Below are 23702 nucleotides of genomic sequence, written 5' to 3' on the forward strand. Positions count from 1 at the left end.
GCTACGCGAGCGCTCCGCGCAGCCGGTCGGGGTCGATGCGCCAGAAGCCCACGGTCTGCCCGTCGACCGTCGCCACCGGGATGTCGTCGGTGTAGCGGGCGCGCAGCGCCGGGTCCGAGTCGATGTCGACCTCGGCCCAGTCCTCCCCCGCCTCCTCGCAGACCTCGCGGACGATGCGGCGGGCGTCGATGCACAGATGGCAGCCCTCGCGGGTGTACAGGATGACGCGGGCGGGCATGCGTCCAGGATAAGGACCGCACGGGCACTCCCCGCGCGTCTCGCTACAGTTGAGGCGTGACCCCGGACAACGAGAACGCTGGCACCCGGGTCGCCGCGTTCTTCGACGTCGACAACACGGTGATCCGCGGCGCGAGCTCGTTCCACATCGCGCGCGGCCTGTGGCAGCGCGACTACTTCAGCCTCAAGGACATCCTCGCGCTGTTCTACGAGCAGTCGACGTACGTGCTGTTCGGGGAGTCCAAGGACCAGATGGACCGGATCCGCGAGCACGGCCTCGACATCATCAAGGGCTGGTCCGTCGCGGAGATGACCGCGGTCGCCGAGGAGGTCTACGACGAGCTGCTCGCCAGCCGCGTCTACCCCGGCACCAAGGCGATCATCGACGAGCACCTCGCGCAGGGCCACGAGGTGTGGTTCGTGACCGCCTCGCCCGTCGAGATCGGGCGGCTCATCGCGCGGCGCATCGGCGCGACCGGGGCGCTCGGCACCGTCGCGGAGCACACGGGCGGCCACTACACCGGCAAGCTCGAGAGCGACTTCCTCCACGGACCCGCCAAGGCGAAGGCCGTGCGCGCGCTCGCCGAGGAGCGCGGACTGTCCCTCGAGGACAGCTACGCGTACGGCGACTCGGTCAACGACGCGTCGATGCTCGCGGTGGTGGGCCACCCGTGCACCATCAACCCCGACCCGAAGATGCGGCGCCTCGCCGCCGAGCGCGGCTGGCCGTCGCGTGAGTTCCGCAAGCGCCGCAAGAGCGGCCGCCGCGGGATCGTGAAGTCCTCCGTCACGGGCGCCGCCTGGGTGACCATCCAGGTCACGCGCGGCGTCAAGGGTGCCTGCCGCGGGCTGCTGCGCAGGCCGCGCCGCTCCCCCGGGACCGACTCCCACGCCGAGGCCGCCCGCGACCTGTAGCCGGCCCGGCGCCCCGGCCCCGGGCGCTCATCCACACGGATCGGACACTGCTCCACACGACCCGCCCGATGTGAACGGCACACGTCCGCCCGAGCCCGCCATCGCATCGTCCCTGGTGGAGAGGCGCCCGCCTGCGCCCCGGAAACGCGAAACGCCCGCCCCACCGTGAGGTGGAACGGGCGTGCGAAGCGCGAGGCGCTTACTTCTTGTTGCGACGCTGGTGGCGCGTCTTGCGAAGCAGCTTGCGGTGCTTCTTCTTCGACATACGCTTGCGGCGCTTCTTGATGATGGAACCCACGGAACCTACCTCGTTCTTTGACACTAAGTGCGAGGCGTGCCGTAGCACGCCGGCGTCCAGGCCGCGCTGGACGCGACAGACAAGGACCTAGCCTACCGTGCCGGTGCCCTTGTCGTCATCTTCGACGATGTAGCCGCCCGCGAGGGCCGCCTGCTCCATGAACTGCTCGACGGCCTGCTGGGGGACGCGGAACGACCGGCCGAAGCGCACGGCGGGCAGCTCGCCCGAGTGCACCCAGCGATACACCGTCATGCGCGACACCCTCACCATCTCGGCCACCTCGGCAACGGTGAGAAAGGTGGTGCGCGGTGATTCGGCCATGTCGTCTCGTCCCTCTCGAAGCGTCCTGCGCATTCATCGGCCGGATGCACTCTCAACTGTAGGGGCAGAAGTGACCATTGTGAAGTGTGGGGAACCTGCCGAAGATGGTGGTGAGGGATAGGCTCGCGCGCGGGGCATCAAGCAGGGCGGACACGCCCCGGCGGTGAGGAGATCGATGGCAAGCCTGCGCACGGCTCGCGACGTTGTCGGCGAGTGGTTCGACCGCGTCGCGCTCGAGTCGCCGGCACGCCTCACCCTCGGCGCCTTCGCCCTCACCATCCTGCTGTTCACGGGCCTGCTCAAGCTCCCGTTCGCGACCGCGGACGGCAAGTCGGCACCGTTCATCGACGCGCTGTTCATCGCCACCTCCGCGGTCTGCGTCACGGGCCTCAGCACCGTCGACACGGGCACCTACTGGTCGCCGTGGGGCCTCGCGATCATCGGCCTCGGGATCAAGGTGGGCGGTCTCGGCATCATGACGCTCGCATCGCTCGCGGGCCTCGCCGTCTCGCGCCGCCTGGGCCTCACCCAGCGCATCCTCGCCGCGGGCGAGTCGCGTGCCTCGGGCCTGGGCGACCTCGGCTCGCTGCTGCGCACCGTGGTGATCGTGTCCACCACGGTCGAGCTGACCATCGCCGCCATCCTCATCCCCCGCTTCCTCACGCTCGACTACGGTTGGGCGAAGTCGGTGGGCTACTCGCTGTTCTACGGCGTCTCCGCGTTCAACAACGCCGGCTTCAGCCCGGACCCGGTGGGCCTGTACCCGTACGCGGGCGACCTGTGGATGCTGGTGCCCATCGGCTTCGGCGTCCTGATCGGCGCGCTCGGCTACCCCGTCTACCTCAACGTGCTGCGCCAGCGGAACCCCACGAAGTGGTCGCTTCACACCAAGCTCACGCTGGTCACCATCACGGTGCTCTCCTTCATCTCGGCGTCGTTCCTCGCGCTGTTCGAGTGGACCAACCCCGACACGCTCGGGTCGGCGAGCACGGCCCAGACCATCGGAAACGTGTTCTTCCAGTCGATCAACCAGAGATCCGGCGGCTTCGCGTCCTTCGACATCGGGCTCGCGCGCGAGCAGACGTGGCTGCTCGAGGACGTGCTCATGTTCATCGGCGGCGGCTCCGGCTCGACGGCGGGCGGCATCCGCGTGACCACGCTCGCGGTGCTGGTGCTCGCCGCATGGGCCGAGGCGCGCGGACGTCGCGACATGGAGGCGTTCGGCAAGCGCATCGGCACCGAGGTGCTGCGCGTCGCGGTCTCCATCACGCTGCTCGGACTGCTCGTCGTGATCGTGGGCACCGGCATCTTCATGTGGCAGACGGACATCGCGCTCGACAGGGCCCTCTACGAGGTGGTCTCCGCGTACGCGACCTGCGGCCTGTCGACCGGCATCACGGGGAGCATCGACGCCGATGCGAAGATGACCTTGATCATCACCATGTACCTGGGCCGCGTGGGCTCGCTCACGCTCGCCTCCGCCCTCATGCTCAACCGCCAGCGCCGGGTCATCCGGTACCCGTCAGAAAGGCCGATCATTGGCTAGCAACGACTCGTCCCGCGCCGGGGTCCTGGTGTTCGGGCTCGGCCGGTTCGGCTCCGCGATCGCGGACACGCTCGACAACATGGACGTCGAGGTGCTCGGCGTCGAGCGCGACGCCGACGTCGTCGAGCGGTGGTCCAAGCGCATCCCCTGCGTCGAGGCGGACGGCGCGGACCCGCGCGCCCTCGAGCAGATCGGCGCCGCGGACTTCGCGGCCGCCGTGGTGGGCGTGGGCACCTCGCTCGAGGCGTCCGTGCTCATCACGGGCAACCTGGTCGACATCGGCATCCCCGAGATCTGGGCGAAGGCGACCTCGGTCGAGCACAAGCGCATCCTCGAGCGCATCGGCGCCCACCACGTGGTCCTGCCCGAGGCGGAGGCCGGCGCCCGCATCGCCCACTCCGTCGGCGGCAACATGCTCGACTACATCGAGGTGGAGGACGGCTTCACCGTCGTGAAGATGCGCGCCCCCAAGGAGACGCACCACTTCACGCTCGACAAGCTCGGCCTGCAGGCGGCGTACGGCGTGCACGTCATCGGCGTGAAGCGCGCGGGCGAGGAGTTCGAGTACGCCACCCCCGACACGCTCGTGGGCCCCGAGGACCTGCTGGTGGTCGCGGGCGAGGGCGAGCTGCTCGAGCGCTTCTCGCAGCGCCCGTAGCCTCCCCGCGATTCGCTGCGCACGGTCCCAGCGGCGACACGCGGCTTGCGAGGGGACGATGCGCGGGTCGCCCCCGCGTGTCGGGAGTCAGACCGTGCTGAGCGAACCGGGGTGGCGGGCGGCGGGTCAGGTCTCCAGCACGCCGCGGGTGATGGAGTCTCCGGAGTGCGTCGGGTCGCCGTCCGCCGGTTCGACGGAGATGTCCACGATCGGGAAGCTCGCGACGTCGTAGCCCGCAGGGATCTCGAACTCGCCGTGGTCGCCCGTGAGGAAGCCGACCGACACCATCCCGATCACGTCGGGATCGATCAGCCACACCTCGAGCGCTCCGTCGGCGGACGCGTCGTAGACCGTGTCGACCACCAGGACCTCGGTGCCGTCCGCGCGCTGCTCGACGCGCGCCGTGCCCGCGTCCGCCTCGGTCGCGAGGTCGGCCAAGGCGGCCTGCGCGACCACCGTGTCGCCTCCCGACCCGTCTCCACCGAGGCCGAGGAGCGCCACGCCGACCCCGCCGATCACGACTCCCACCGCGGCGGCCGCACCGACCACCCAGCCGCGGAACGTGTGGCCCGGCACGCGGCGCTCGCGCCGCCCGCGCGCGCGGGTGAGCGGCACGACCGCGCCAGCCGGCGCATCGTCCTCCGCGGCGATCTCCCCCTCGATGCCCGCCCACACTCGCGCGGGAGGGGCCACCAGCTCGACGCCGGCGCCCAGGCCCGCGCGGGTGAGCGTCGCGCGCAGCGCCTCCACCTCGCTCGCGCACCGCTCGCACGTGGCGGCGTGCTCGCCGTCGGCGGCGCTGAGCGGCTCGCCGAGCGCGATCGCGGCGAGGGACTCGTCGTCACAGTGCTGCATCGGCTGCCTCCAATCCGTGTCGAAGCGCCAGCAGGGACCGCCGCAGGTGGCTCTTGACCGTTCCGAGCGGCATCTTGAGCTCCGCCGCGATCTGCTCGTGGGTGCGCCCCTCGAAGAACGCGAGCGCGACGATCGTCGAGCGCGGCGGCCCCAGGCTCTCGACCTCGGAGCGCACCACGATCCGCTCCGCTTCGCCCGCCCAGGGATCCGGCTCGACGGCCGCCGGGACGTCGCGCACCGCCTCGAGCCGCCGCCTCTCCCGCCCGCGCGCGGCGAGCGCGTCGGCGATGGTCCTGCGCGCGATGCCGACCACCCACGCACGGGCCGGCGCTCGTTCGGGGTCGTAGCCTGCACGGCCGCGCCACGCCGCGACATAGGTCTGCTGCGTGACGTCCTCCGCCTCGGCACGGTCGCCCAGCGCCCGCAGCGCGAGCGTGAAGACCAGCGACGAGGTCTCGCGGTACAGCCGTTCCAGCGAGCCGTCGACGCCCGCGGCGAAGGCGTGGTCGAGGCCGTCGGACGCGTCGCCGCGCTCCGTCGCCACCGCCACCATCGCCGTCCTCACGCTCACCGTGCAGTGCCCTCCGGGTAGGCCCAGACGAGGACATTGTCCTCGTAATGTCGCACGTCGGCATCCCACCGTCCACCGCACGTGACCAGCACCAGCGCGCCGTCCGGGCCCGCGAACGCGGCCGCGAGGTCCACCTCGCGCTTGTCCGTCTGCTCGATCGCCGCGACCCGGTAGACCACCACGCGCCCCGTGTCGAGGCGCACCCGGACCGCGTCGCCCGGGCGCGCCTCGCGAAGGCGGGCGAAGGGCCCGAGGCCCACCACCGCATCGTCCACATGCGCGGCGATCACCGCGTTCCGGCCCGCGCGCGGGCCGCCGCCCGGGTTGCCCGCGGCGCGGAACCAGCCCGCGACCTCGGCGCTCGCGGGCAGCTCCATCGCGCCGCCCGCGTCGATCCCGACGCCCTGAACCGTCATGTCGATGCCGAGCCGGGGTATGCGCAGCCGCTCGGGGTGCGGCGCGGGGGCGAGCGCGGCGGCGTCGGCGGACCGGACCGGGATGGTCCCGAGGGCCGGGGAGCGTGGAGGGGCGCCCGGCTCGGCGCCCGCCGAGGCCGGGGTCGGCGCCGCCGCCTCAAGCACCACGTCCGACGGGGACCGGTGCAGCGCGGGCTCGACCTGGGCGCCCGCCGGCGTGCACGCGGCGATCGCCGCCGCGATCAGGACGGTAGCGACGGCGCATCGGATGCTGAGCATCGGATCCTCCTCAGGCGTGAAGGTCGGGGCGGGGCGCGACGAGGGGGTGTCGCGCCCCGCCCCGGGAGGGGACGTCAGCGGCGCGCGAGCACCGCGCGCGTCGCGAGGCCGGCGCCGGCGAGCGCGACCACGGCGATCACGATCGCCGCGGCGGGCACGCCCGGATCGTCAGCCGCGAGGCCCTGGGTGCCGGCAGCGACCGCGCCCGGCATGTCGGAGTGGGTCGCTACGGTCTGAGCGGCGACGGCCAGCGTGCCGTCCTCGGCGGAGCCCCACGCGTACACGATCGTGTTGACGGCCTCCTCGATCGCGACGTCCGTCGGGCCGAGCACCGGGTCCTCCTCGCCGGCCACCGACACCGCGGCGGAGTAGGTGTTGACGGGAAGGTCCGCCATGACCTCGTCAGGGTTCGCGAGGCTCTCGAACACCACGTCGCCGTCCGCCCACACGTCCACGGCTGGCGCGGCCGCCACGTGGCGGACCGTGAGGCGCCCCTCGCCCGAGGCGGTCGCCGAGATGTCGTTGGTGAACAGCGTCGCCGTCGCGTCGCCGCCCTCATCGAGGTGCGCCACCGCGGTGTAGCTCATGCCCTCCTCGAGCGGCAGGTCGATCGGGCCGAGCACCGGCTCCGAGTCGTCTGCAGCATCGGATGCCGTGATCGCCACGGAGTACGTGCCTGGGGCGAGCGACAGCGGGCCGGCCAGGTCGCCGGGCGCGAAGTCGTCGAGGGTGAGCTCGCCGTCGACGTAGACGTCGACGGTGAGATCCGGGACGCCGTGGAGGACCGAGAGGTCCGCCATCCCGTCGTCCACCGCGAGCGCGGGGGCCGCGGTGCCCGCCGCGAGCAGCGTGCCGGCGGCGATGCCGGCGAGGATCGAGGTGCGCATGTCCTGCTCCTTCCGTCGAGGCCGCCGCCGGGGTGCGGCGTGCCGTCACCCCGTACTTCCGGCCGAGGGGCCGCCACGGATGCACGGTCGCCGAGATTTCGCTCATGGCGAACATCATGTTCGGCGCCCCCACGGTTCGCTGCGCACGGTCCCGGCGGCGACACGCGGCTTGCGAGGGGACGATGCGCGGGTCGCCCCCGCGTGTCGGGCGTCAGACCGTGCTGAGCGAACCTGGGTGGCGGGCGGCGGGTCAGGGCTCGAGCACGCCGCGGGCGATCACGTCACCGCTCGGCGACTGGTCGCCGTCCCACGGCTCGCGGCTGATCTCGACCACGGTGCCGTCCCCGACGCTGAGCCCCGGAGGCAGCGCCACCTCGTAGTGGCCCGAGGTCACCTGGCCCAGCGAGACGGCCTCGCCGCCCTCGGGCGTCACCCACAGCTCGAGGTTCGCGTCCGGGTACTCCGAGTAGGGCCCGTCGACCACGATCGCCTGGGAGCCATCGTCCGTCTCCACCAGCCGCGCGGTGCCGGCGTCGGTGCCGCCCGAACGCGGGTCCTCCAGCGTCGCCTGGGCGATCGCGGCGGCCTCGGGCTCGGTCAGCAGCTGCGACAGCGCCACGGCGACGCCCGCGAACACGCTCGCGGCCACCACGGCCGCCGCCATGACGAGGGTGCGCCGCCGCTGCGCGCGGCGCGCGTCGCCGCGCGCCTCCTCGCGCCAGTCGGCCTCGGGCTCGGGCGGTCCGGCGTCGACGGCCCGCCGCACCTCGTCCCACAGCCCGGCGCGCGGCTCCACCACGGGACCCGTCGCGGGGAGCCGCGTGACGGAGCCCACCAGGTCGTTGAGGGACCGCCACGCGGCGCGGCACTCGGCGCACCCGGAGATGTGCTGCTGGCCGCCGTCGGCGATCCGGATCCCCAGGGCGCGCGACGCGAGACCTTCGATCGGCGCGTGCCCCTCGCCGGGGGCGCGTCCGTGCCACAGCGCGAGCAGGGCGTCCCGCAGCCGCACCTCCAGCTCCTCCTCGGAGACTCCCGTAGCGAGCGCGAGCTCGTAGCGCGGCACGCCGTGGATCAGGGCGCGCTCGAGCGCGTCGCGGTCCTCCCCGGGGAGGCGGTCGAGCGACGCGCGCACCAGGATGCGGTCGGCCTCCGCGATCACGGCACGGTCATCGGTGACGCCCTCGGCCGTGACCGGCGCGTCGTCGAGCGCGACGAGCTTGGCGCGCACGCGGCGCTCGAGGTCGCCCGTGATGCGGTCGGCGGCGTCGCGCAGCAGGTCCTGCGGGTCGAGAGATCCTCCGGCCGCGGCGGACGCGAAGACGCGGCGCACCACGTCCTCGGCCTCCTCGACCGAGCCGAGCGCCCGGAGCGCGAGCGTGTGGACCAGCGCACCGGACTCCCGGTACGCCTCCTCCACGTTCGGCTCGACCATGACCCTCCCTGTTCACGCGAAGTGTGCCACGCCCGCACCGGGACCCGGCACCCCCTGGGGGTATGAGCGAGGGCGCCGCACCCGCTGCGACGCCCTCGCGACCCGAGAAGGAACTGCTAGACCGTGGCGACCACCTCGACCACGGAGCCCGGCGCCGCGTACGGCACCAGCGAGCCCTCGATGGCCTCGCCGTCGACCACCAGGGACGCGCCCTTGCCGCCGGAGTTGGCGACCTTGATGACGTAGGTCGCGCCGCGGACCACACGGCGGACGGTGAACTCTGACACCTCGGCGCCGATGCACGGGTCGACCACCAGGCCGTCGTAGTCCGGACGCACGCCCAGCAGGTGCTGGGACACGGTGACGAAGTTCCACGACGCGGTGCCGGTCAGCCACGAGTTCTTGGCCTCGCCGTGACGGACCGCGTCCTTGCCGGCGATCATCTGCGCGTAGACGTAGGGCTCGAGGCGGTGGACCTCGGAGATCTCCTCGCGGTACGCGGGGGTGATGCGCTTGTAGTGGTCCCACGCCTGCTCGGAGCGGCCCACCACGGTCTCCGCGATGATCACCCACGGGTTGTTGTGGCAGAAGATGCCCGCGTTCTCCTTGTAGCCCGGCGGGTAGGACGTGACCTCGCCCAGCTCGACGTGGTACTCGGTGTAGGCGGGGTTGAGCAGGACGATGCCGTGGTCGGTTCCCAGCCGCTCCTCCACCGCGTCGAGCGCCTTCTCCGCGAGGCCCTCCTCGACGCCGATGCCGCCCATGATGCAGAAGCCCTGCGGCTCGATCCAGATCTGGCCCTCGGGGTTCTCGGCCGAGCCCACCTTGTTGCCGAAGTAGTCGTAGGCGCGCAGGAACCACTCGCCGTCCCAGCCGTGCTCGATGACGGCGGCCCTCATCTCCTCGACGGCCTTCTCCGCCCGCTCGGCCTCCGCATCGTCCCCGCGTCGGCGCGCGAGCGCCGCGTAGTCCGGGCCGATCGCCGCGAACATGCCCGCGATGAAGATCGACTCGGCGACGCCGCCGGTGCGGTTGCCGGTGGTCTGGAAGGACTCGCCGGGCTCGGTGGAGAAGCAGTTGAGGTTGAGGCAGTCGTTCCAGTCGGCGCGGCCGATGAGCGGCAGGCCGTGCGGACCGACGTTGTTGAGCGGGTGGTCGAACGAGCGCTTGAGGTGCTCCATGAGGGAGGCGGCCTTGGACTCGTCGTTGTCGAACGGCACCATCTCGTCGAGGATCGCGAAGTCGCCGGTCTCCTTGATGTAGGCGGCGACGCCGAGGATCAGCCACAGCGGGTCGTCGTTGAAGCCGGAGCCCAGCGTGTGGTTGCCGCGCTTGGTGAGCGGCTGGTACTGGTGGTACGCGCTGCCGTCCTCGAACTGGGTCGACGCGATGTCGATGATGCGCTCACGGGCGCGCTCGGGCACCAGGTGCACGAAGCCGAGGAGGTCCTGCGACGAGTCGCGGAAGCCCATGCCGCGGCCCATGCCGGTCTCGAAGAACGAGGCCGAGCGCGACATGTTGTAGGTCACCATGCACTGGTACTGGTTCCAGATGTTGACCATCCGGTCGAGCTTCTCGTGGCCCGACTCGACCGTGTACGAGCCCAGCAGGCCGTCCCAGTACTCGTTGAGCTTCGCGAACTCCGCGAGCGTCTGCTCGTCGGTCGCGAACCTCGCGAGCAGCTCGCGCGCGCCGTCCTTGCGGATGACGCCGGGCGCCTCCCACTTGTCATCGCGCGGGTTCTCGAGGTAGCCGAGCACGAACGTGAAGGCCTTCGACTCGCCGGGCTCGAGGGTGACCTCGAGCTGGTGCGACGCGATCGGGTACCAGCCCGACGCGACGCTGTTCTGAGCCTTGCCCGCGTGCGCGACGGCGGCCTCGTCGAAGCCGTTGCCGAACCCGAGGAACGTGTCGCGGTCGGTGTCGAAGCCCGCGATCTCCGCGTTCACGCCGTAGACCGCGTAGTGGTCGCGACGCTCGCGGTACTCGGTCTTGTGATAGATCGCACCGTCGACCACCTCGACCTCGCCGATCGAGAGGTTGCGCTGGTAGTTGGTCTGGTCGTCCTCCGCGTTCCACAGGTTGAACTCAAGGAAGCTGAACAGCGAGAAGCTCTTAGGGGCGTCGCTCGTGTTGGTCAGCGCGACGCGGTGGATCTCCGCGTTGACGTCCACGGGCACGAAGAGCAGCACCGAGGCCTCGAGGCCGTTGCGGCTGCCAGTGATGCGCGTGTAGCCCATGCCGTGGCGCGTCTCGAAGCTGTCGAGCTCCGTCTTGTACGGGCGGAAGCCGGGGCTCCACACGTCGCCGCCGTCGTTGATCGAGAAGTAGCGGCCGCCGTCGTCCACCGGCACGTTGTTGTATCGGTAGCGCGTGAGGCGGCGCAGCTTCGCGTCGCGGTAGAAGCTGTACCCGCCGCCCGTGTGCGACACGAGCCCGAAGAAGTCCTGGGCGCCCAGGTAGTTGATCCACGGGTAGGGGGTGTGCGGCGTCGTGATGACGTACTCGCGGGCCTCGTCGTCGAAGTGGCCGAACTGCATGGGCGGTGCCTTTCGTGTCGGGGCGCGCGCATCCGTGCGGCGCCTCCGGCTGAGTGTCGGGATCCACCTTATCGAAACGATTCGTTAAATGCGAGAGAGCGCTCTCACGAGTTCGCGCGGCCGGGCGGGGAGGCCCGCCACACGGCCGGGGGACGATGCGCGCACCGGGTGACCGGCGCATCGTCCCTTCGCGCGGGGCCGGTGGGCCGCGGGCGCGGCGTGCCACGTGAGGACCAGGCGCGACGCTAGGGTTCGGGCAGGCCCGGCCGCGCGGGGGCGCTGGCGCACCGGCCGCATTCGAGAGGCGAGCGACATGGGATTCGAGACCGCGACCGTCGGCTACATGCTGCTGGGGCTCGGAGGGCTCGCCCTGATCCTCGCGCTGGTCTCCGCCATCGTCGGCGACCTCTTCGACGTCGCGCTCGACGTGCTGCCCGACGGCGCGCTGAGCTCGACCACCATCGCGGCCACCGTCGCGGGCTTCGGGTTCGCGGGCGCCGCCGCGGCGTTCGGGATCGACGACGCCGGGTTGGGCACCGTCATCGCCATCGGCCTCGCGGGCGCGATCGCCGGCTGGCTGCTGGCCTTCGGCGCCCATCGGGTGTTCCGCGGCCAGGAGCAGGAGGACGGCGCGACGGACCTCGGCACCGTCGTCGGCCGCGTCGTCACCGTCATCGAGGCACCCGCGACGCCGGGCGGCCTGGGGACCGCGCTGGTCCCGTTCCTCGGGCAGAACCGCCGCATGGGCTTCCGCAGCGACGAGCAGCTGGCGGTCGGTGACGACGTGGTCATCGACGCGGTGCTCTCGACCCACCAGATCAAGGTCTCCCGCCACTCCGGCTAGGGAGCCGTCACTCACCAAGGGGGCAGTACATGTTCGGTCTCGACGGAGACGCGCTCACTCTGATCGCGATCGCTGCGGCGGTGGTCGCTGCCGTGGTGGTCGTCTGGGCCATCGCGTCGCGCTACAAGGTCTCCGACCCGGACGAGGCTTTCGTGGTGTCCGGCTCGAAGTCGAAGACGCAGGTCGCGATCCGCGCGGCTGACGGCACCGTCACGCACGAGTCGCGTCCGGTGCCGTCGAAGGTGGTGCTCGGCGGCGGCGGCGTGTTCGTGGTGCCCTTCACCCAGCGCTACAACAAGATCTCGCTCGAGACGCGCCAGATCTACTGGAAGGTCCAGGAGTCGCCGTCGAACCAGAACATCCTGGTGAACCTCGAGGGCGTGGCCAACGTGAAGATCGGCGGCGACGAGGCGTCCGTCCGCGCCGCGATCGAGCGCTTCAACGTCAACCCCGCCAACATCGAGGGGTTCGTCCAGCAGAACATCGAAGGCGACATGCGCGCCATCGTGGGCACCATGTCCGTCGAGGACATCAACTCCGACCGCGAGGCGCTCAAGGACCGCGTCATGAAGGTCACGGGCGAGGCGTGCTCGGAGTGGGGGCTCGTGCTCGAGGGCCTCAACATCCAGTCCGTCACCACCCCGTCGGGGTACATCCAGGACCTGGGCCGTCGCCAGGCGGCGATCGCGCGACGCGACGCCGAGATCGCCGAGGCCGAGGCGCGGCGCGAGTCCGAGCAGAAGCGCGCCGCCGCGGAGCAGCAGATCGCCGAGGCGAACCGCACCCTCGCGCTCCGCATGGCGGAGATCCAGCAGGACACGGACACCGCGGAGGCCAACGCGAAGGCCGCCGGCCCCATCGCCGAGGCCCAGCGCAACGTCGAGATCTACGAGCAGGAGCGCCTGGCCGAGGCGAAGCGCGCCGAGGTGACCGAGATGCGCCTCGAGTCCGAGGTCCGCAAGCCCGCGGACGCGACCGCGTACGCCACCAAGGTGGAGGCGGAGGCCGAGCGCGAGGCCGCCATCTCCAAGGCCAAGGGCGTCGCCGAGGCGACGCGCCAGGCGGGCGAGTCGGAGGCTGCCGCGAACCAGGCTCGAGGCCTCTCCGACGCCGCGGTCTTCGAGGCGCGGGGCCGCGCGGAGGCGGCCGCCGAGGAAGCTCGGGGCCGTGCGGAGGCCTCGGCCGACGAGGCCCGCGGATCCGCGGCCGCACGCGTGGTCCAGGCGACGGGACTCGCCGAGGCGGAGGCCGTGCGCGCGAAGGGCGAGGCGGAGGCCACCGCGATCGCCGCCAAGGGCAAGGCCGAGGCGGAGGGCATCGACGCCAAGAAGGCCGCGTACGAGAACATGCCGCAGGTGGGCGTGCTCGAGATCGCGCTCGACGGCATGCCCGCGATCGTGGGCGAGATGGGCAAGGCGATGGCGTCGATCGACAGCCTCACCGTGGTCTCGACGGAGGGCGCGTCGGCGGTCACCCGCCAGGCCGCGAACCTCTTCACGGAGACCGAGGAGGTCATGACGTCCGTCACGGGCTTCGGCATCAGCGACCTCATCAAGGGCGCGGTGGGCGGTGCCGCCGCCGGGCGGGCGGCGGTCGAGGCGGGAGCGGGGCGCGACGCCCGTCCCGCCGCCGACGAGCCCGACCTCCCTGGCGTCAGGCACGCCTGATCCCTGCACGCGCGCCCCGGGCCTCGGTCCGGGGCGCGCGCGTCCCGCCACGAACGTCCCTGGTCAGAGGCGGAGTGGGGCGCTACATTCCGATCATGCGCCTGCTACCCGTGCTGCTGTACATCGCGATGACGGTCTACGCGCTCGCGGATGTGGTCCAGCAGCCGTCCGACCACCCGCAGCACCTGCCCAAGGCGGCGTGGATCCTCATCATCCTGCTGGTGCCGTGGGTGGGCGCGGGCGCGTGGATCCTGCTGCGGATGCTCGGCGGACCCACGCAGCGCCCGCGGCCGCCCGCGCCGATCGCCCCCGATGACGACCCCGCCTACCAGGTGTGGCTGAACGAGCAGCAGCGGCGCCGGCGGCTCGGCGGCGAGTAGCCATCTCGCGGCGCGACCGTCAGGTGCCGACTGTTCCGAGCATCCGGTACGCGACCACGAACGCCCCCGCCAAGGCCACGGTGGTGACGCACGCCAGCAGGATGACGCCCGGGCGCGCGAGCCTCACGCACATCGCGCCCAGCAGGACCACCCCGGCGGCAGCGCAGATCCACCAGAACACCGGACTGGTGGTGTCCGCGATCACGGTGAGGCCGTAGACCGCCTCTCCGATCAGCACCCCGGCCAGCACGCCGGCGCCGACCGCCGCCTCCCGCGCGGTGCTCCGCAGCGCGTGAGCCGCGAGCCCGATCACGGGACCCGCCACGAGCCCGAGCGTCGCCCAGAAGGTCGGATCGAAGTGCTCCCCGCGCCAGTCGGACACCACGGAGTAGCCGAGCGTGAGCGCCACGAACGCGACCGCGCCGCCCAAGGCGGCCTCGACGCGCGAGCGAGCGAGCCACCAGACGAGCGCCGCCGTAGGTACCGTCCACCCGGCGACCGAGTTGGCGAGCGACGCCACCTCATCGGGCAGCACACCCTGCGCCACCGGGGTCAGCCCGCCAAGGATGAGCGCGACCCACGCGGTGAACACCACACGGAGGAAGGACAGGAGGACCGGCTGCACGGGGAGACCGTAGCCAAGGACGCCGTCCCGCCGCATCGGGGATCGCCCTGACGGTCGCCCCGATCTCCGGCGGTCCTCGCATCGTCCGGGCGCGCGCACTAGGTTGGGCACCATGCTGCTCTCGGACCGCGACATCCGCGCTGAGATCACGGCGGGCAGGGTCGCCCTCGACCCGTGGGACCCCGACATGATCCAGCCCTCCTCCATCGACGTGCGCCTCGACCGCTACTTCCGCGTGTTCGACAACCACAAGTACGCGGCGATCGACCCCGCCGCCGAGCAGCCCGAGCTCACGCGCCTGGTCGACATCAGCGAGGGACCGTTCGTGCTGCACCCCGGCGAGTTCGTGCTCGGGTCCACCTACGAGTCCGTGACGCTCCCCGACGACATCGCGGCCCGCCTCGAGGGCAAGTCCTCGCTGGGGCGGCTGGGCCTCCTCACCCACTCGACCGCCGGCTTCATCGACCCCGGCTTCGAGGGCAACGTCACGCTCGAGCTGTCCAACACCGCGACGCTCCCGATCAACCTGTGGCCCGGCATGAAGATCGGCCAGCTGTGCTTCTTCCGCCTGTCCTCGCCCGCCGAGCACCCGTACGGCTCGGACCGCTACGGATCGCGCTACCGCGGCCAGCGGGGCCCCACCGCGTCGAAGAGCTTCCAGAACTTCCACCGCATCGACATCTGATGAGCGACCTGTTCACGGGCCTTGCGGCCTCGGGCCGCATGGCCGCGCAACCGGGCCACGCGCCGGTCGACCTCGACGCGCCGCCGCCCCCGCGTCCCGGCCGCGACATCCCTGGCTGGTCCGTCGCGCTCATCGTCGTCGGCGGCCTGGTGCTCCAGGGCGGCCTCGGGGTCGCCTCCGCGCTGGTGGCGGTGCCCTTCATGCAGGGCGTGGAGCAGGGGATCGCCGCCGCGAGCTCTCCCGCACCCGACGCCGTGCCGCTGTCCGAGGCCGTGCCGGCGGGCTGGGATCAGGCGGACTCCGTGTCCGGGCGGCTCGCCTACTCGTTCGACCCGACGTGGGAGCAGTGGGAGGACTTCGCGAGCGTCGACGAGGGCAACGTCCTCACGGGGCAGATCGAGTCCGTCGCGTCCATGGTCGCCGACGGCGACATCGACTACCCGGCCACCTGGGTCGAGATCTACGCGTCTCACGATGCGCTCGCGAGCGCGGGCGCCGAGATCGAGGGGCACACCTTCCTCGACACCTGGGTCACCGACGCCGACTCGATGGAGGTCACGGCCGAGCGCGCCGTGACCACGGCGCAGGGCTACACGGCCTACGAGATCGAGGCCGACGTCACGTACGACGGCTGGCCGACGCACGACTGCCTCGTCACGATCGACGCGGGCGACTCGCTGGTGTTCGTCTACGGCTCCGCAGACCTCACCTCGTTGCCTTGCACCGACGTCACGCGCACCGTCGCGCAGGGGATCGTCGCGCGCTGAGGTCGCGAGCGGCGAGACGGTCCGTCGTGAGGGTCGGTGCGCCCTAGACTCCCGGCAGCAGCCGACGCCCGCTCCACCTGGGGGAACCATGAGCCACGATCCGTTCGCCGACCCTGTCGCGATGGCTCCCCCGCACTCGGTGATGGGTGAGGCGACTGAGCGTCGCCGCGACGTCCCGGGGTGGGGCGTCGCGCTCATCGTCATCGGGGGCGTCATGATCGGAGGCTTCTTCGCCTCTCTGGGCGCTGCGGTGGCGATACCGGTCGCCTTGAGCTACCAGCAGGAGACGGTCGGCGGCGCCGAGATCATCGCCGCGTCACCGGCTCCCGCCACACCGAGCCCGACCCCTTCCGAGTCGGCGTCACCCGAGGCCGCGCCCAGCACGAGCGCCGCGCCTCGGCCCTCGCAGACGTTCGAGGGCTTCGAGCGCATGGAACCGGTGGTCTTCGGTCGGAGTCAGTGGCAACTGACCCCGCTGCCCTCGTGGGAGCCCATCGCCGACACTGCGGACCTCGAAGCGTACGTGTCCGCGATGGCGGCCTCCTACGCCTCGGTCGACGTGGATCTCGTCGGCGCATGGAACACCCGGGGCCGCGACGACGAACTGGTGTACGTCATCCACCTCACCTCCAACGGCCCTCCGACCGACGGGGACTTCCAGGCCTTCCTCGACACTGAGGTGGAGGCGTTGCGCGCCTCCGGCCTCGATGTGACGCCGTCACCGATCGACTGGTACCAGAGCACCGCCGCGGACACGCTGGAGGCCACCATGCCGATCGAGATCAGCAAGGACGGCGACGTCGTCTACGAGGTCTTCACGCTCAAGCGTCTGGGCAACTCCTTCGCGGTGGGCACCGCGGTCTCGGCCAACGAGAACGCAGCCATCATGGCCGCGTGGGGCGTGCGGGACAGCCTGGAGGCGGTCCCACCCGCGCACTGAGCGCGATGCAACCCGCGCTATCCTGGCCGGACACGACAGGGGAGCGCCTCCGCCGGGACACCGGACGGAACCAGGGCGCTGAGAGTGCGGAACGCCGCAGACCCTCGAACCTGATCCGGCTCGCACCGGCGTAGGGAGTCGAGTCTCGTCCCCTCCTATTCCGGGAGGAAAACCCATGCGCATGACGCGCACCGCGGCCACGACGGCCGCCTTCGCCAGCCTGACCCTCGCCCTGGCCGCCTGCTCGCAGGCGACCGAGCCCGGCGCATCGTCCACCGCGGAGACCGCGGACGCGACCGCGAGCGCGCCGGCTGAGGCGCCCCTGGGCGGCACCGTCCGCCTCGTCACCCACGACAGCTTCTACGTCCCGGACGAGGCGCTGGCCGCCTTCGAGGCCGAGACCGGCCTGGACGTCGAGCTGGTGCAGCCCGGCGACGCGGGCACGCTGGTGAACCAGCTGGTGCTCACCAAGGACGCGCCGCTGGGCGACGCCGTCTACGGCATCGACAACACGTTCGCCTCGCGCGCGATCGACGGCGGCGTCCTCGCCCCGTACGCGAGCGCGGCGCCCGCGGCCAGCGACGCCGCGGCGTACGCGATCCCCGGCGCCGAGGACCTCCTCACCGCGGTCGACTTCTCCGACGTGTGCCTCAACTACGACCTCGCGGCCTTCCCCGACGGCGCGCCCACGCTGGACCAGCTCACCGACGCGAGCCACGCCGGCCAGGTGTCCGTCACCAATCCCGCGACCTCCTCCCCCGGCCTCGCGTTCATGCTCGCGACCAAGGCGGCGATGGGCGACTCGTGGCTCGACTGGTGGGAGGCGATGCGCGCCAACGACCTGCGCGTGACGGCCTCGTGGTCGGACAGCTACTTCACCGACTTCTCGGCCCCGAACTACGGCGGCGACTACCCGGTGGTGCTGAGCTACGCGTCCTCGCCGCCGTCGGAGGTCATCGACGGCGAGCCCACCACCGCCGCGATGCTCGACACCTGCTTCCGCCAGGTCGAGTACGCGGGCGTCCTCGAGGGCGCGGAGAACCCGGCCGGCGCGCAGGCCGTGGTCGACTGGCTGCTCTCGGACGACTTCCAGGTGACGCTCCCCGAGAGCATGTACGTCTACCCCGTGTCGACCGCGGTCGAGCTGCCCGCCGAGTGGGTCGAGTTCGCCCCCCTCGCGGACGCGCCGTTCACCCTCGACGCCGCGGAGATCGACGCGAACCGCGACGCGTGGATCGCCGAGTGGACCGCCGCGGTCCTCGACTGAGCACGCCCCGATGATCCCCTGGCCCGCGAGCGCCCGCCTCTGGTGGGTGCTCGCGGGCATCCCCCTGGTGTTCCTGGGGCTGTTCTTCCTGTGGCCCGCGGGCACGGTGATCGTGCGCGGGCTGTTCGGCGAGGACGGGCTCGGCCGCGGCGACCTCGCCGGCGCGATCGCCGTGCTCTCCTCCGAGCGCACGCTGCGCGCGATCGGCACCACCGTGGTGCTCGCGCTCGGCGGCACGGCCGGCTCCCTCGCGCTCGGCATCCCCGCCGCGTGGGCGCTGTCCCGCTACGAGTGGCGGGGGCGCCGTGCGGTGCGGGCGCTCGTCACGGTGCCGTTCGTGCTGCCGACCATCGTGGTCGCCGCCGCCTTCTCCGCCCTGTTCTCCGCCTCGGGCCTGCTGGGCTTCCTGGGCCTCGACCAGTCGATGGCGGCGATCATCCTCGCGCTCGTGTTCTTCAACGTGTCGGTGGTGGTGCGCATCGTGGGCGGCGCGTGGGAGTCGCTGTCCCCGCGCCTGAACGATGCGGCGCGCACCCTGGGCGCCTCGCCCGCCCGGGCCTTCGCCCGGGTGACGCTGCCGGCGCTGAAGCCGGCCATCGCATCGTCCGCCGCGGTGGTCATGCTGTTCTGCTCGACGTCCTTCGCGCTGGTGCTGGTCCTGGGCGGGTCCCGCATCCGCACCGTCGAGACCGAGATCTACGTGCAGGTCAACCAGTTCCTCAACCTGCGCGCGGCCGCGGTGCTCGCGCTGGTGCAGGTGGTGTTCGTCGGGATCGCGCTGTGGGTGAGCGCGCGGGCACGGTCGCCGCGGCCGCCGGCGTCCGTGGAGACGATGCGCCGGCCGGGCGGGCGCGAGAGGCTCGCCGTCGCGGCGGCCCTGGCTCCCACGCTGGTGCTGCTGGTGCTGCCGGCTCTCGCTCTGATCGAGCGGTCGCTGCGCGTGGTCGGGGGGTACGGGCTCGACCACTACGCGGCGCTGTTCGGGGAGCCGCCCCTGCGCTCGACGCTGTCCGCCCCCGTGTGGGAGGCGATGGTGACGTCGCTGCTCACCGCGGCGGCGGCCACCGCGATCGCGGGGGTGGTCGGGATCGTGACGGCGCAGCTGGTCGCGCGGCGGTCGCGGCGGGCCTCGTGGCTCGAGTCGTTGGTGATGCTGCCGCTCGGGGTGTCGGCGGTGGTGGTGGGCCTGGGCGTTCTGCTCACGCTCAACCGCTCGGTGCTGGGCGTCGACCTGCGCGGGTCCTGGTGGCTGGTGCCGATCGCGCAGGCGGTGGTGGCGCTGCCGCTGATGGTGCGCGCGCTGCTTCCCGCCGCCCGCGCGATCGACCCGCGGCTGCGCGCCGCCGCCGCGACGCTGGGCGCCTCCCCGTGGCGGGTGCTGTGGCGGGTCGACGCGCCGCTGCTGCGCTCCGCGGCCGGCGCGTCCGTGGCCTTCGCCTTCGCGATCGCGATGGGCGAGTTCGGGGCGACCGCCTTTGTCGCGCGCCCCGACGTGCCCACCCTGCCGACCGCCATCGCGCGCCTGCTGTCGCGGCCGGGCATCGAAAATGTGGGCATGGCCTTCGCCGCATCCGTCCTGCTCGCCGCCGTCACCGCGGCCGTCATGCTCGCCTCCGAGCGGCTGCGCACCACCGTGGGGGCGGAGATATGAGCGGGCTGCGCGTGGACGATGCGCGCGTCACCTACCCCGGCACCCCGCCGGTCGAGGCGGTGCGGGGCGTGTCCTTCGACGTGGGCCCGGGCGAGATCGTGGCGCTGCTGGGCCCGTCCGGCTGCGGCAAGTCCTCCCTGCTGTCCGCCGTGGTGGGGGTGACGCCGCTCGCCGGCGGGACCGTCGCCTGGGACGGCGAGGACCTCGCGCGCGTGCCGGTGCACCGGCGCGGTTTCGGGCTGGTGTTCCAGGACGGCCAGCTGTTCCCCCACCTCACGGTGGCCGCGAACGTCGCGTTCGGGCTGGAGATGGCGGGCGTGCCGCGGGCATCCCGGGAGGCGCGGGTCGCGGAGCTGCTCGCGATGGTCGGGCTCGAAGAGCTTGGCGGACGCGCCGTGACGGAGCTCAGCGGCGGGCAGCGTCAGCGCGTGGCCCTGGCGCGGTCGCTCGCGCCGCGCCCTCGCCTGCTCGCCCTCGACGAGCCCCTGTCCTCGCTCGACGCGGACCTCCGCGGCCGCCTCGCGGTCGACGTCCGCGACCTGCTGCGCGCCACCGGGACCACGGGGCTGGTGGTGACCCACGACCCGGCCGAGGCGGACGTCATGGCCGACCGCGTGCTGCGCATGGAGGACGGGCTGCTGGTCTGAGCGGTCCGGCGCCCGCGGCGCGAGGCCCGAGAATGGCTGCATGTCCCCCCACGAGCTCGACAACCCGGCCTTCCACGCGCTGTCCGGCGCGCACCGTCCCCTCGCGATCCGCCGCGGCGAGGCCGCGCGCTACCGCCCCACCGTCGCCCCGTTCGGCGCGCTGCCTCCCGAGCCCACCGCCGCGGACTGGGAGGACCTCGCCGCAGTCGCCGGGGATGACGAGCTCATCCTCTTCGGGCTCCCGGTCGAGGTCGCGGACGGCTGGGAGGAGCTCGGGCGCTTCGACGTGGTGCAGATGACCGCGCCCGACGGCTTCGGGCGCGCCCACCCGGACGTGGTCCGCCTCACCGCGGAGGACGCGTCCGCGATGGTCGACCTGGTGGCGGAGGCGCAGCCCGGCCCCTTCTCCTCCGAGACCCACCTCACGGGCGCCTACTACGGCGTCAAGGAGGACGGACGGCTGGTCGCGATGGCCGGCGAGCGGCTCACCACGCCCGGCTGGACCGAGATCAGCGCCGTGTGCACGCGCGACACGCATCGCGGCCGCGGCCTCGCGACGCGCCTCATGGAGGCGGTGGCGCACGGCGTCCACGAGGCGGGGCGACGCCCGTTCCTCCACACGGGCGCGGGCAACACGACGGCGCTCCGCCTGTACGAGCACCTGGGCTTCACGCGCCGCGAGACCGCCAACGTGGTGCAGCGGGTGCGGGTCGCAAGGTAGCCGCGCACACGCCCGTCAGCAGTCGCAGGCGATCCTCGCGCCCGCCGCGGGCAGCGGAGACGTGAGCGGGTCCACGGGATAGGTCGCGTCGACGGCCTCACCGTCCGTCCCGACCGCGTCGACGGGCAGGCCCTCGCGCGCCCAGTACTCGAAGCCGCCGATCATCTCCTGCACCGCGTAGCCGAGTTCGGTGATGATCAGCCCCGCGCGCGTCGCGCCGTTGCACCCGGGTCCCCAGCAGTACACGACGAACCTGGTGTCCGCCGCATACTCCGCCGGGATCCGCGCGGGCATGTCGGGCTTGGGCAGGTGGATCGCGCCGCGCGCGTGGCCCTGATCCCACGCCTCCTGGCTGCGCGTGTCGATGAGCACGAACCCCGGGTCGCCGCCGTCGAGCGCCGCGTGGACGTCCGAGACGTCCGTCTCGAACGCGAGCTTGGCGGCGAAGTGGGCGCGGGCGGCGGCGAGATCCATGCGGCGAGCCTAGGGACGATGCGCGGGTCCAGTCGAGATCCCGGCGGCACCTCCTGAGAACTTGAGCAGAGTTCGCTCAACTTTCGCCCGCCCGGCTTGACACGCCCCGGGGCGCGACATAAGTTGAGTCTCAGTCGCTCAACTACTGGAGGAAGAGACAGACATGGCACGTGCAGTTGGCATCGACCTCGGCACCACCAACTCGGTGGTGTCGGTCCTCGAGGGTGGCGAGCCCACCGTCATCGCGAACGCCGAGGGCGCTCGCACCACCCCGTCGGTGGTCGCGTTCTCGAAGACCGGCGAGGTCCTCGTCGGCGAGATCGCGAAGCGCCAGGCGGTCACCAACGTCGATCGCACCATCGCATCGGTCAAGCGCCACATGGGCACCGACTGGTCGACGGAGATCGACGACAAGAAGTACACGCCGCAGGAGATCTCGGCCCGCATCCTCGGCAAGCTCAAGCGCGACGCGGAGGAGTACCTGGGCGAGAAGGTGACCGACGCCGTCGTCACCGTCCCCGCGTACTTCAACGACCACGAGCGCCAGGCCACCAAGGAGGCCGGCGAGATCGCGGGCCTCAACGTCCTGCGCATCGTCAACGAGCCCACCGCCGCGGCCCTCGCGTACGGCCTCGACAAGGGCAAGGAGGACGAGCTCATCCTGGTCTTCGACCTCGGCGGCGGCACGTTCGACGTGTCCCTCCTCGAGGTGGGCAAGGACGAGGACGACTTCTCGACCATCCAGGTCAAGGCCACCGCGGGCGACAACCGCCTGGGCGGCGACGACTGGGACCAGCGGATCGTGGACCACCTGGTCAAGGAGGTCAAGAACACCGAGGGCGTCGACCTGTCGAAGGACAAGTCCGCGCTCCAGCGCCTCCGCGAGGCCGCCGAGCAGGCCAAGAAGGAGCTGAGCTCCGCGCAGCAGACCCAGATCTCGCTGCAGTACCTCAGCATCGGCGAGAACGGCCCCGTCCACCTCGACACCAAGCTCACCCGCGCGCAGTTCCAGCAGATGACGTCCGACCTGCTCGACCGCACCAAGGCGCCGTTCCAGCAGGTCATCAAGGACGCGGGCATCAAGCTCGCGGACATCGACCACGTGGTACTCGTCGGCGGCTCGACCCGCATGCCCGCCGTGGCGGACGTGGTGCGCGAGCTCACCGGCGGCCAGGAGCCCAACAAGGGCGTCAACCCCGACGAGGTCGTGGCCGTGGGCGCCGCGCTCCAGGCCGGCGTCATCAAGGGCGAGCGCAAGGACGTCCTGCTCATCGACGTCACGCCGCTGAGCCTGGGCATCGAGACCAAGGGCGGCGTCATGACCACCCTGATCGAGCGCAACACCGCGATCCCGACCAAGTCGTCGGAGGTCTTCTCGACCGCCGAGGACAACCAGCCCTCCGTGCTGATCCAGGTCTACCAGGGCGAGCGTCAGTTCGCCCGCGACAACAAGATGCTCGGCACGTTCGAGCTGTCGGGCATCGCGCCGGCCCCGCGCGGCGTCCCGCAGATCGAGGTGACGTTCGACATCGACGCTAACGGCATCGTCCACGTCCACGCGAAGGACCGCGGCACCGGCAAGGAGCAGTCCATCACGGTGTCCGGCGGCTCGGCCCTCTCCAAGGAGGACATCGAGCGCATGGTCAAGGACGCGGAGGAGCACGCGGAGGAGGACAAGAAGCGCCGCGAGGAGGCCGAGGTCCGCAACAACGCCGAGACCTTCGCCTACTCGACCGAGAAGATCCTGTCCGAGAACGAGCACAAGGTCCCCGCCGAGGTGACCGAGGACGTCAAGTCCGCGATCGCCGACGTGAAGACCGCGCTCGAGGGCGACGACGTCGAAGACATCAAGGCGAAGCACGAGACGCTCGTCGAGAAGGCGCAGAAGATCGGCGAGGCCGTCTACGCGTCGCAGCAGGCCGAGGCCGCTGCCGGCGAGGGCGCCTCGGAGCAGGCCGCGTCGGACGACGACGTGGTCGACGCCGAGATCGTCGACGACGAGGACGAGAAGAAGTAACGGCACGACGGCGGGCGTGCGGAGCGGGGTCGCAGGACACCGCACCGCCGCCCGCCGTC

At 72.0% G+C, this 23702-nt stretch carries 25 protein-coding genes and 1 riboswitch; of the genes, 14 read left to right on the forward strand and 11 right to left on the reverse strand.

What is annotated here, in order from left to right; translation table 11 throughout:
* Position 1: 1 nt before the first annotated feature.
* Positions 2-238, reverse strand: a complete 237-nt coding sequence (locus AOM05_RS01540; protein WP_062518843.1) for a glutaredoxin family protein — start codon at positions 236-238, stop codon at positions 2-4.
* 56 nt (positions 239-294) lie between these two features.
* On the opposite strand from AOM05_RS01540, the gene AOM05_RS01545 reads away from it, so the two are divergent.
* Complete coding sequence (locus tag AOM05_RS01545) at positions 295-1152, forward strand: HAD family hydrolase (protein WP_082097172.1); 858 nt, start codon at positions 295-297, stop codon at positions 1150-1152.
* 199 nt (positions 1153-1351) lie between these two features.
* On the opposite strand, the gene AOM05_RS13895 is transcribed toward AOM05_RS01545, so the two are convergent.
* Together AOM05_RS13895 and AOM05_RS01550 are read right to left on the reverse strand one after the other, a co-directional pair.
* Positions 1352-1450: a 30S ribosomal protein bS22 gene (locus AOM05_RS13895; RefSeq protein WP_074789180.1), complete on the reverse strand. Its 99-nt coding sequence runs from the start codon at positions 1448-1450 to the stop codon at positions 1352-1354.
* An 87-nt stretch (positions 1451-1537) separates the two neighbouring features.
* A complete protein-coding gene (locus AOM05_RS01550; protein ID WP_062518844.1) occupies positions 1538-1771 on the reverse strand; it encodes a helix-turn-helix domain-containing protein in 234 nt (77 codons plus the stop codon).
* A 175-nt stretch (positions 1772-1946) separates the two neighbouring features.
* On the opposite strand from AOM05_RS01550, the gene AOM05_RS01555 reads away from it, so the two are divergent.
* Together AOM05_RS01555 and AOM05_RS01560 are read left to right on the forward strand one after the other, a co-directional pair.
* Positions 1947-3317, forward strand: coding sequence for a TrkH family potassium uptake protein (locus AOM05_RS01555; RefSeq protein ID WP_062518846.1), 1371 nt, complete (start codon positions 1947-1949; stop codon positions 3315-3317).
* Positions 3310-3975, forward strand: coding sequence for a potassium channel family protein (locus AOM05_RS01560; protein WP_062518849.1), 666 nt, complete (start codon positions 3310-3312; stop codon positions 3973-3975). Before AOM05_RS01555 ends, AOM05_RS01560 begins: the two co-directional genes overlap by 8 nt.
* Positions 3976-4101: 126 nt before the next feature.
* On the opposite strand, the gene AOM05_RS01565 is transcribed toward AOM05_RS01560, so the two are convergent.
* The 6 genes from AOM05_RS01565 to AOM05_RS01590 form a co-directional block, all read right to left on the reverse strand.
* The gene (locus AOM05_RS01565) at positions 4102-4830 is read right to left on the reverse strand and encodes an anti-sigma factor (protein WP_062518851.1); all 729 of its coding nucleotides are present in this window, start codon (positions 4828-4830) and stop codon (positions 4102-4104) included.
* Entirely contained in the window at positions 4817-5401 is a 585-nt protein-coding gene (locus AOM05_RS01570) for an RNA polymerase sigma factor (protein WP_228373171.1), read from the reverse strand. Before AOM05_RS01570 ends, AOM05_RS01565 begins: the two co-directional genes overlap by 14 nt.
* Positions 5398-6096, reverse strand: coding sequence for a class F sortase (locus AOM05_RS01575; protein ID WP_062518857.1), 699 nt, complete (start codon positions 6094-6096; stop codon positions 5398-5400). The genes AOM05_RS01570 and AOM05_RS01575 overlap by 4 nt, the downstream gene beginning before the upstream one ends.
* A 74-nt stretch (positions 6097-6170) precedes the next feature.
* The gene (locus AOM05_RS01580; RefSeq protein ID WP_062518859.1) at positions 6171-6983 is read right to left on the reverse strand and encodes a DUF4397 domain-containing protein; all 813 of its coding nucleotides are present in this window, start codon (positions 6981-6983) and stop codon (positions 6171-6173) included.
* A gap of 250 nt (positions 6984-7233) precedes the next feature.
* Positions 7234-8418 carry an anti-sigma factor domain-containing protein gene (locus AOM05_RS01585; protein ID WP_062518861.1) on the reverse strand — a complete coding sequence of 395 codons (1185 nt, stop codon included), beginning with the start codon at positions 8416-8418 and terminating at the stop codon, positions 7234-7236.
* A 116-nt stretch (positions 8419-8534) separates the two neighbouring features.
* Complete coding sequence (locus AOM05_RS01590; RefSeq protein WP_062518863.1) at positions 8535-10958, reverse strand: glycoside hydrolase family 94 protein; 2424 nt, start codon at positions 10956-10958, stop codon at positions 8535-8537.
* A gap of 313 nt (positions 10959-11271) precedes the next feature.
* On the opposite strand from AOM05_RS01590, the gene AOM05_RS01595 reads away from it, so the two are divergent.
* The 3 genes from AOM05_RS01595 (at position 11272) to AOM05_RS01605 (ending at position 13849) form a co-directional block, all read left to right on the forward strand.
* Positions 11272-11802 carry a hypothetical protein gene (locus AOM05_RS01595; protein WP_062518864.1) on the forward strand — a complete coding sequence of 177 codons (531 nt, stop codon included), beginning with the start codon at positions 11272-11274 and terminating at the stop codon, positions 11800-11802.
* A 29-nt stretch (positions 11803-11831) separates the two neighbouring features.
* Complete coding sequence (locus AOM05_RS01600; RefSeq protein WP_062518865.1) at positions 11832-13469, forward strand: SPFH domain-containing protein; 1638 nt, start codon at positions 11832-11834, stop codon at positions 13467-13469.
* 95 nt (positions 13470-13564) lie between these two features.
* Positions 13565-13849, forward strand: coding sequence for a PLD nuclease N-terminal domain-containing protein (locus AOM05_RS01605; RefSeq protein WP_062518867.1), 285 nt, complete (start codon positions 13565-13567; stop codon positions 13847-13849).
* 19 nt (positions 13850-13868) lie between these two features.
* On the opposite strand, the gene AOM05_RS01610 is transcribed toward AOM05_RS01605, so the two are convergent.
* A complete protein-coding gene (locus tag AOM05_RS01610) occupies positions 13869-14474 on the reverse strand; it encodes a DUF6518 family protein (protein ID WP_062518869.1) in 606 nt (201 codons plus the stop codon).
* Between the two features lie 112 nt (positions 14475-14586).
* Between AOM05_RS01610 and dcd the strand changes: the two genes are divergently transcribed.
* The 7 genes from dcd (at position 14587) to AOM05_RS01645 (ending at position 21152) form a co-directional block, all read left to right on the forward strand.
* Positions 14587-15159 carry a dCTP deaminase gene (dcd, locus tag AOM05_RS01615; protein WP_062518870.1) on the forward strand — a complete coding sequence of 191 codons (573 nt, stop codon included), beginning with the start codon at positions 14587-14589 and terminating at the stop codon, positions 15157-15159.
* Positions 15159-15926: a hypothetical protein gene (locus tag AOM05_RS01620; RefSeq protein ID WP_062518871.1), complete on the forward strand. Its 768-nt coding sequence runs from the start codon at positions 15159-15161 to the stop codon at positions 15924-15926. Before dcd ends, AOM05_RS01620 begins: the two co-directional genes overlap by 1 nt.
* Before the next feature lie 214 nt (positions 15927-16140).
* On the forward strand, positions 16141-16866 hold the full coding sequence (locus tag AOM05_RS01625) for a hypothetical protein (RefSeq protein WP_156164985.1): 726 nt from the start codon (positions 16141-16143) through the stop codon (positions 16864-16866).
* A gap of 27 nt (positions 16867-16893) precedes the next feature.
* A riboswitch (TPP riboswitch) is annotated at positions 16894-17020 on the forward strand.
* Between the two features lie 21 nt (positions 17021-17041).
* Positions 17042-18133 carry a thiamine ABC transporter substrate-binding protein gene (locus AOM05_RS01630; protein ID WP_156164986.1) on the forward strand — a complete coding sequence of 364 codons (1092 nt, stop codon included), beginning with the start codon at positions 17042-17044 and terminating at the stop codon, positions 18131-18133.
* 10 nt (positions 18134-18143) lie between these two features.
* Positions 18144-19784 (forward strand): ABC transporter permease, encoded by a 1641-nt coding sequence (locus AOM05_RS01635; protein WP_062518875.1) that lies wholly within the window; start codon positions 18144-18146, stop codon positions 19782-19784.
* The gene (locus tag AOM05_RS01640) at positions 19781-20431 is read left to right on the forward strand and encodes an ABC transporter ATP-binding protein (protein WP_082097173.1); all 651 of its coding nucleotides are present in this window, start codon (positions 19781-19783) and stop codon (positions 20429-20431) included. The genes AOM05_RS01635 and AOM05_RS01640 overlap by 4 nt, the downstream gene beginning before the upstream one ends.
* A 40-nt stretch (positions 20432-20471) precedes the next feature.
* The gene (locus AOM05_RS01645) at positions 20472-21152 is read left to right on the forward strand and encodes a GNAT family N-acetyltransferase (RefSeq protein ID WP_062518877.1); all 681 of its coding nucleotides are present in this window, start codon (positions 20472-20474) and stop codon (positions 21150-21152) included.
* A 15-nt stretch (positions 21153-21167) separates the two neighbouring features.
* Here the strand turns inward: AOM05_RS01645 and AOM05_RS01650 are convergent, their stop codons facing one another.
* On the reverse strand, positions 21168-21626 hold the full coding sequence (locus tag AOM05_RS01650) for a rhodanese-like domain-containing protein (protein ID WP_062518879.1): 459 nt from the start codon (positions 21624-21626) through the stop codon (positions 21168-21170).
* Between the two features lie 163 nt (positions 21627-21789).
* Here AOM05_RS01650 and dnaK point away from each other — a divergent pair, with 163 nt between their 5' ends.
* A complete protein-coding gene (dnaK, locus tag AOM05_RS01655) occupies positions 21790-23643 on the forward strand; it encodes a molecular chaperone DnaK (RefSeq protein ID WP_062518881.1) in 1854 nt (617 codons plus the stop codon).
* Positions 23644-23702: the final 59 nt, after the last annotated feature.

Source organism: Demequina silvatica (genome assembly GCF_000971215.1).
Classification (GTDB): domain Bacteria; phylum Actinomycetota; class Actinomycetes; order Actinomycetales; family Demequinaceae; genus Demequina; species Demequina silvatica.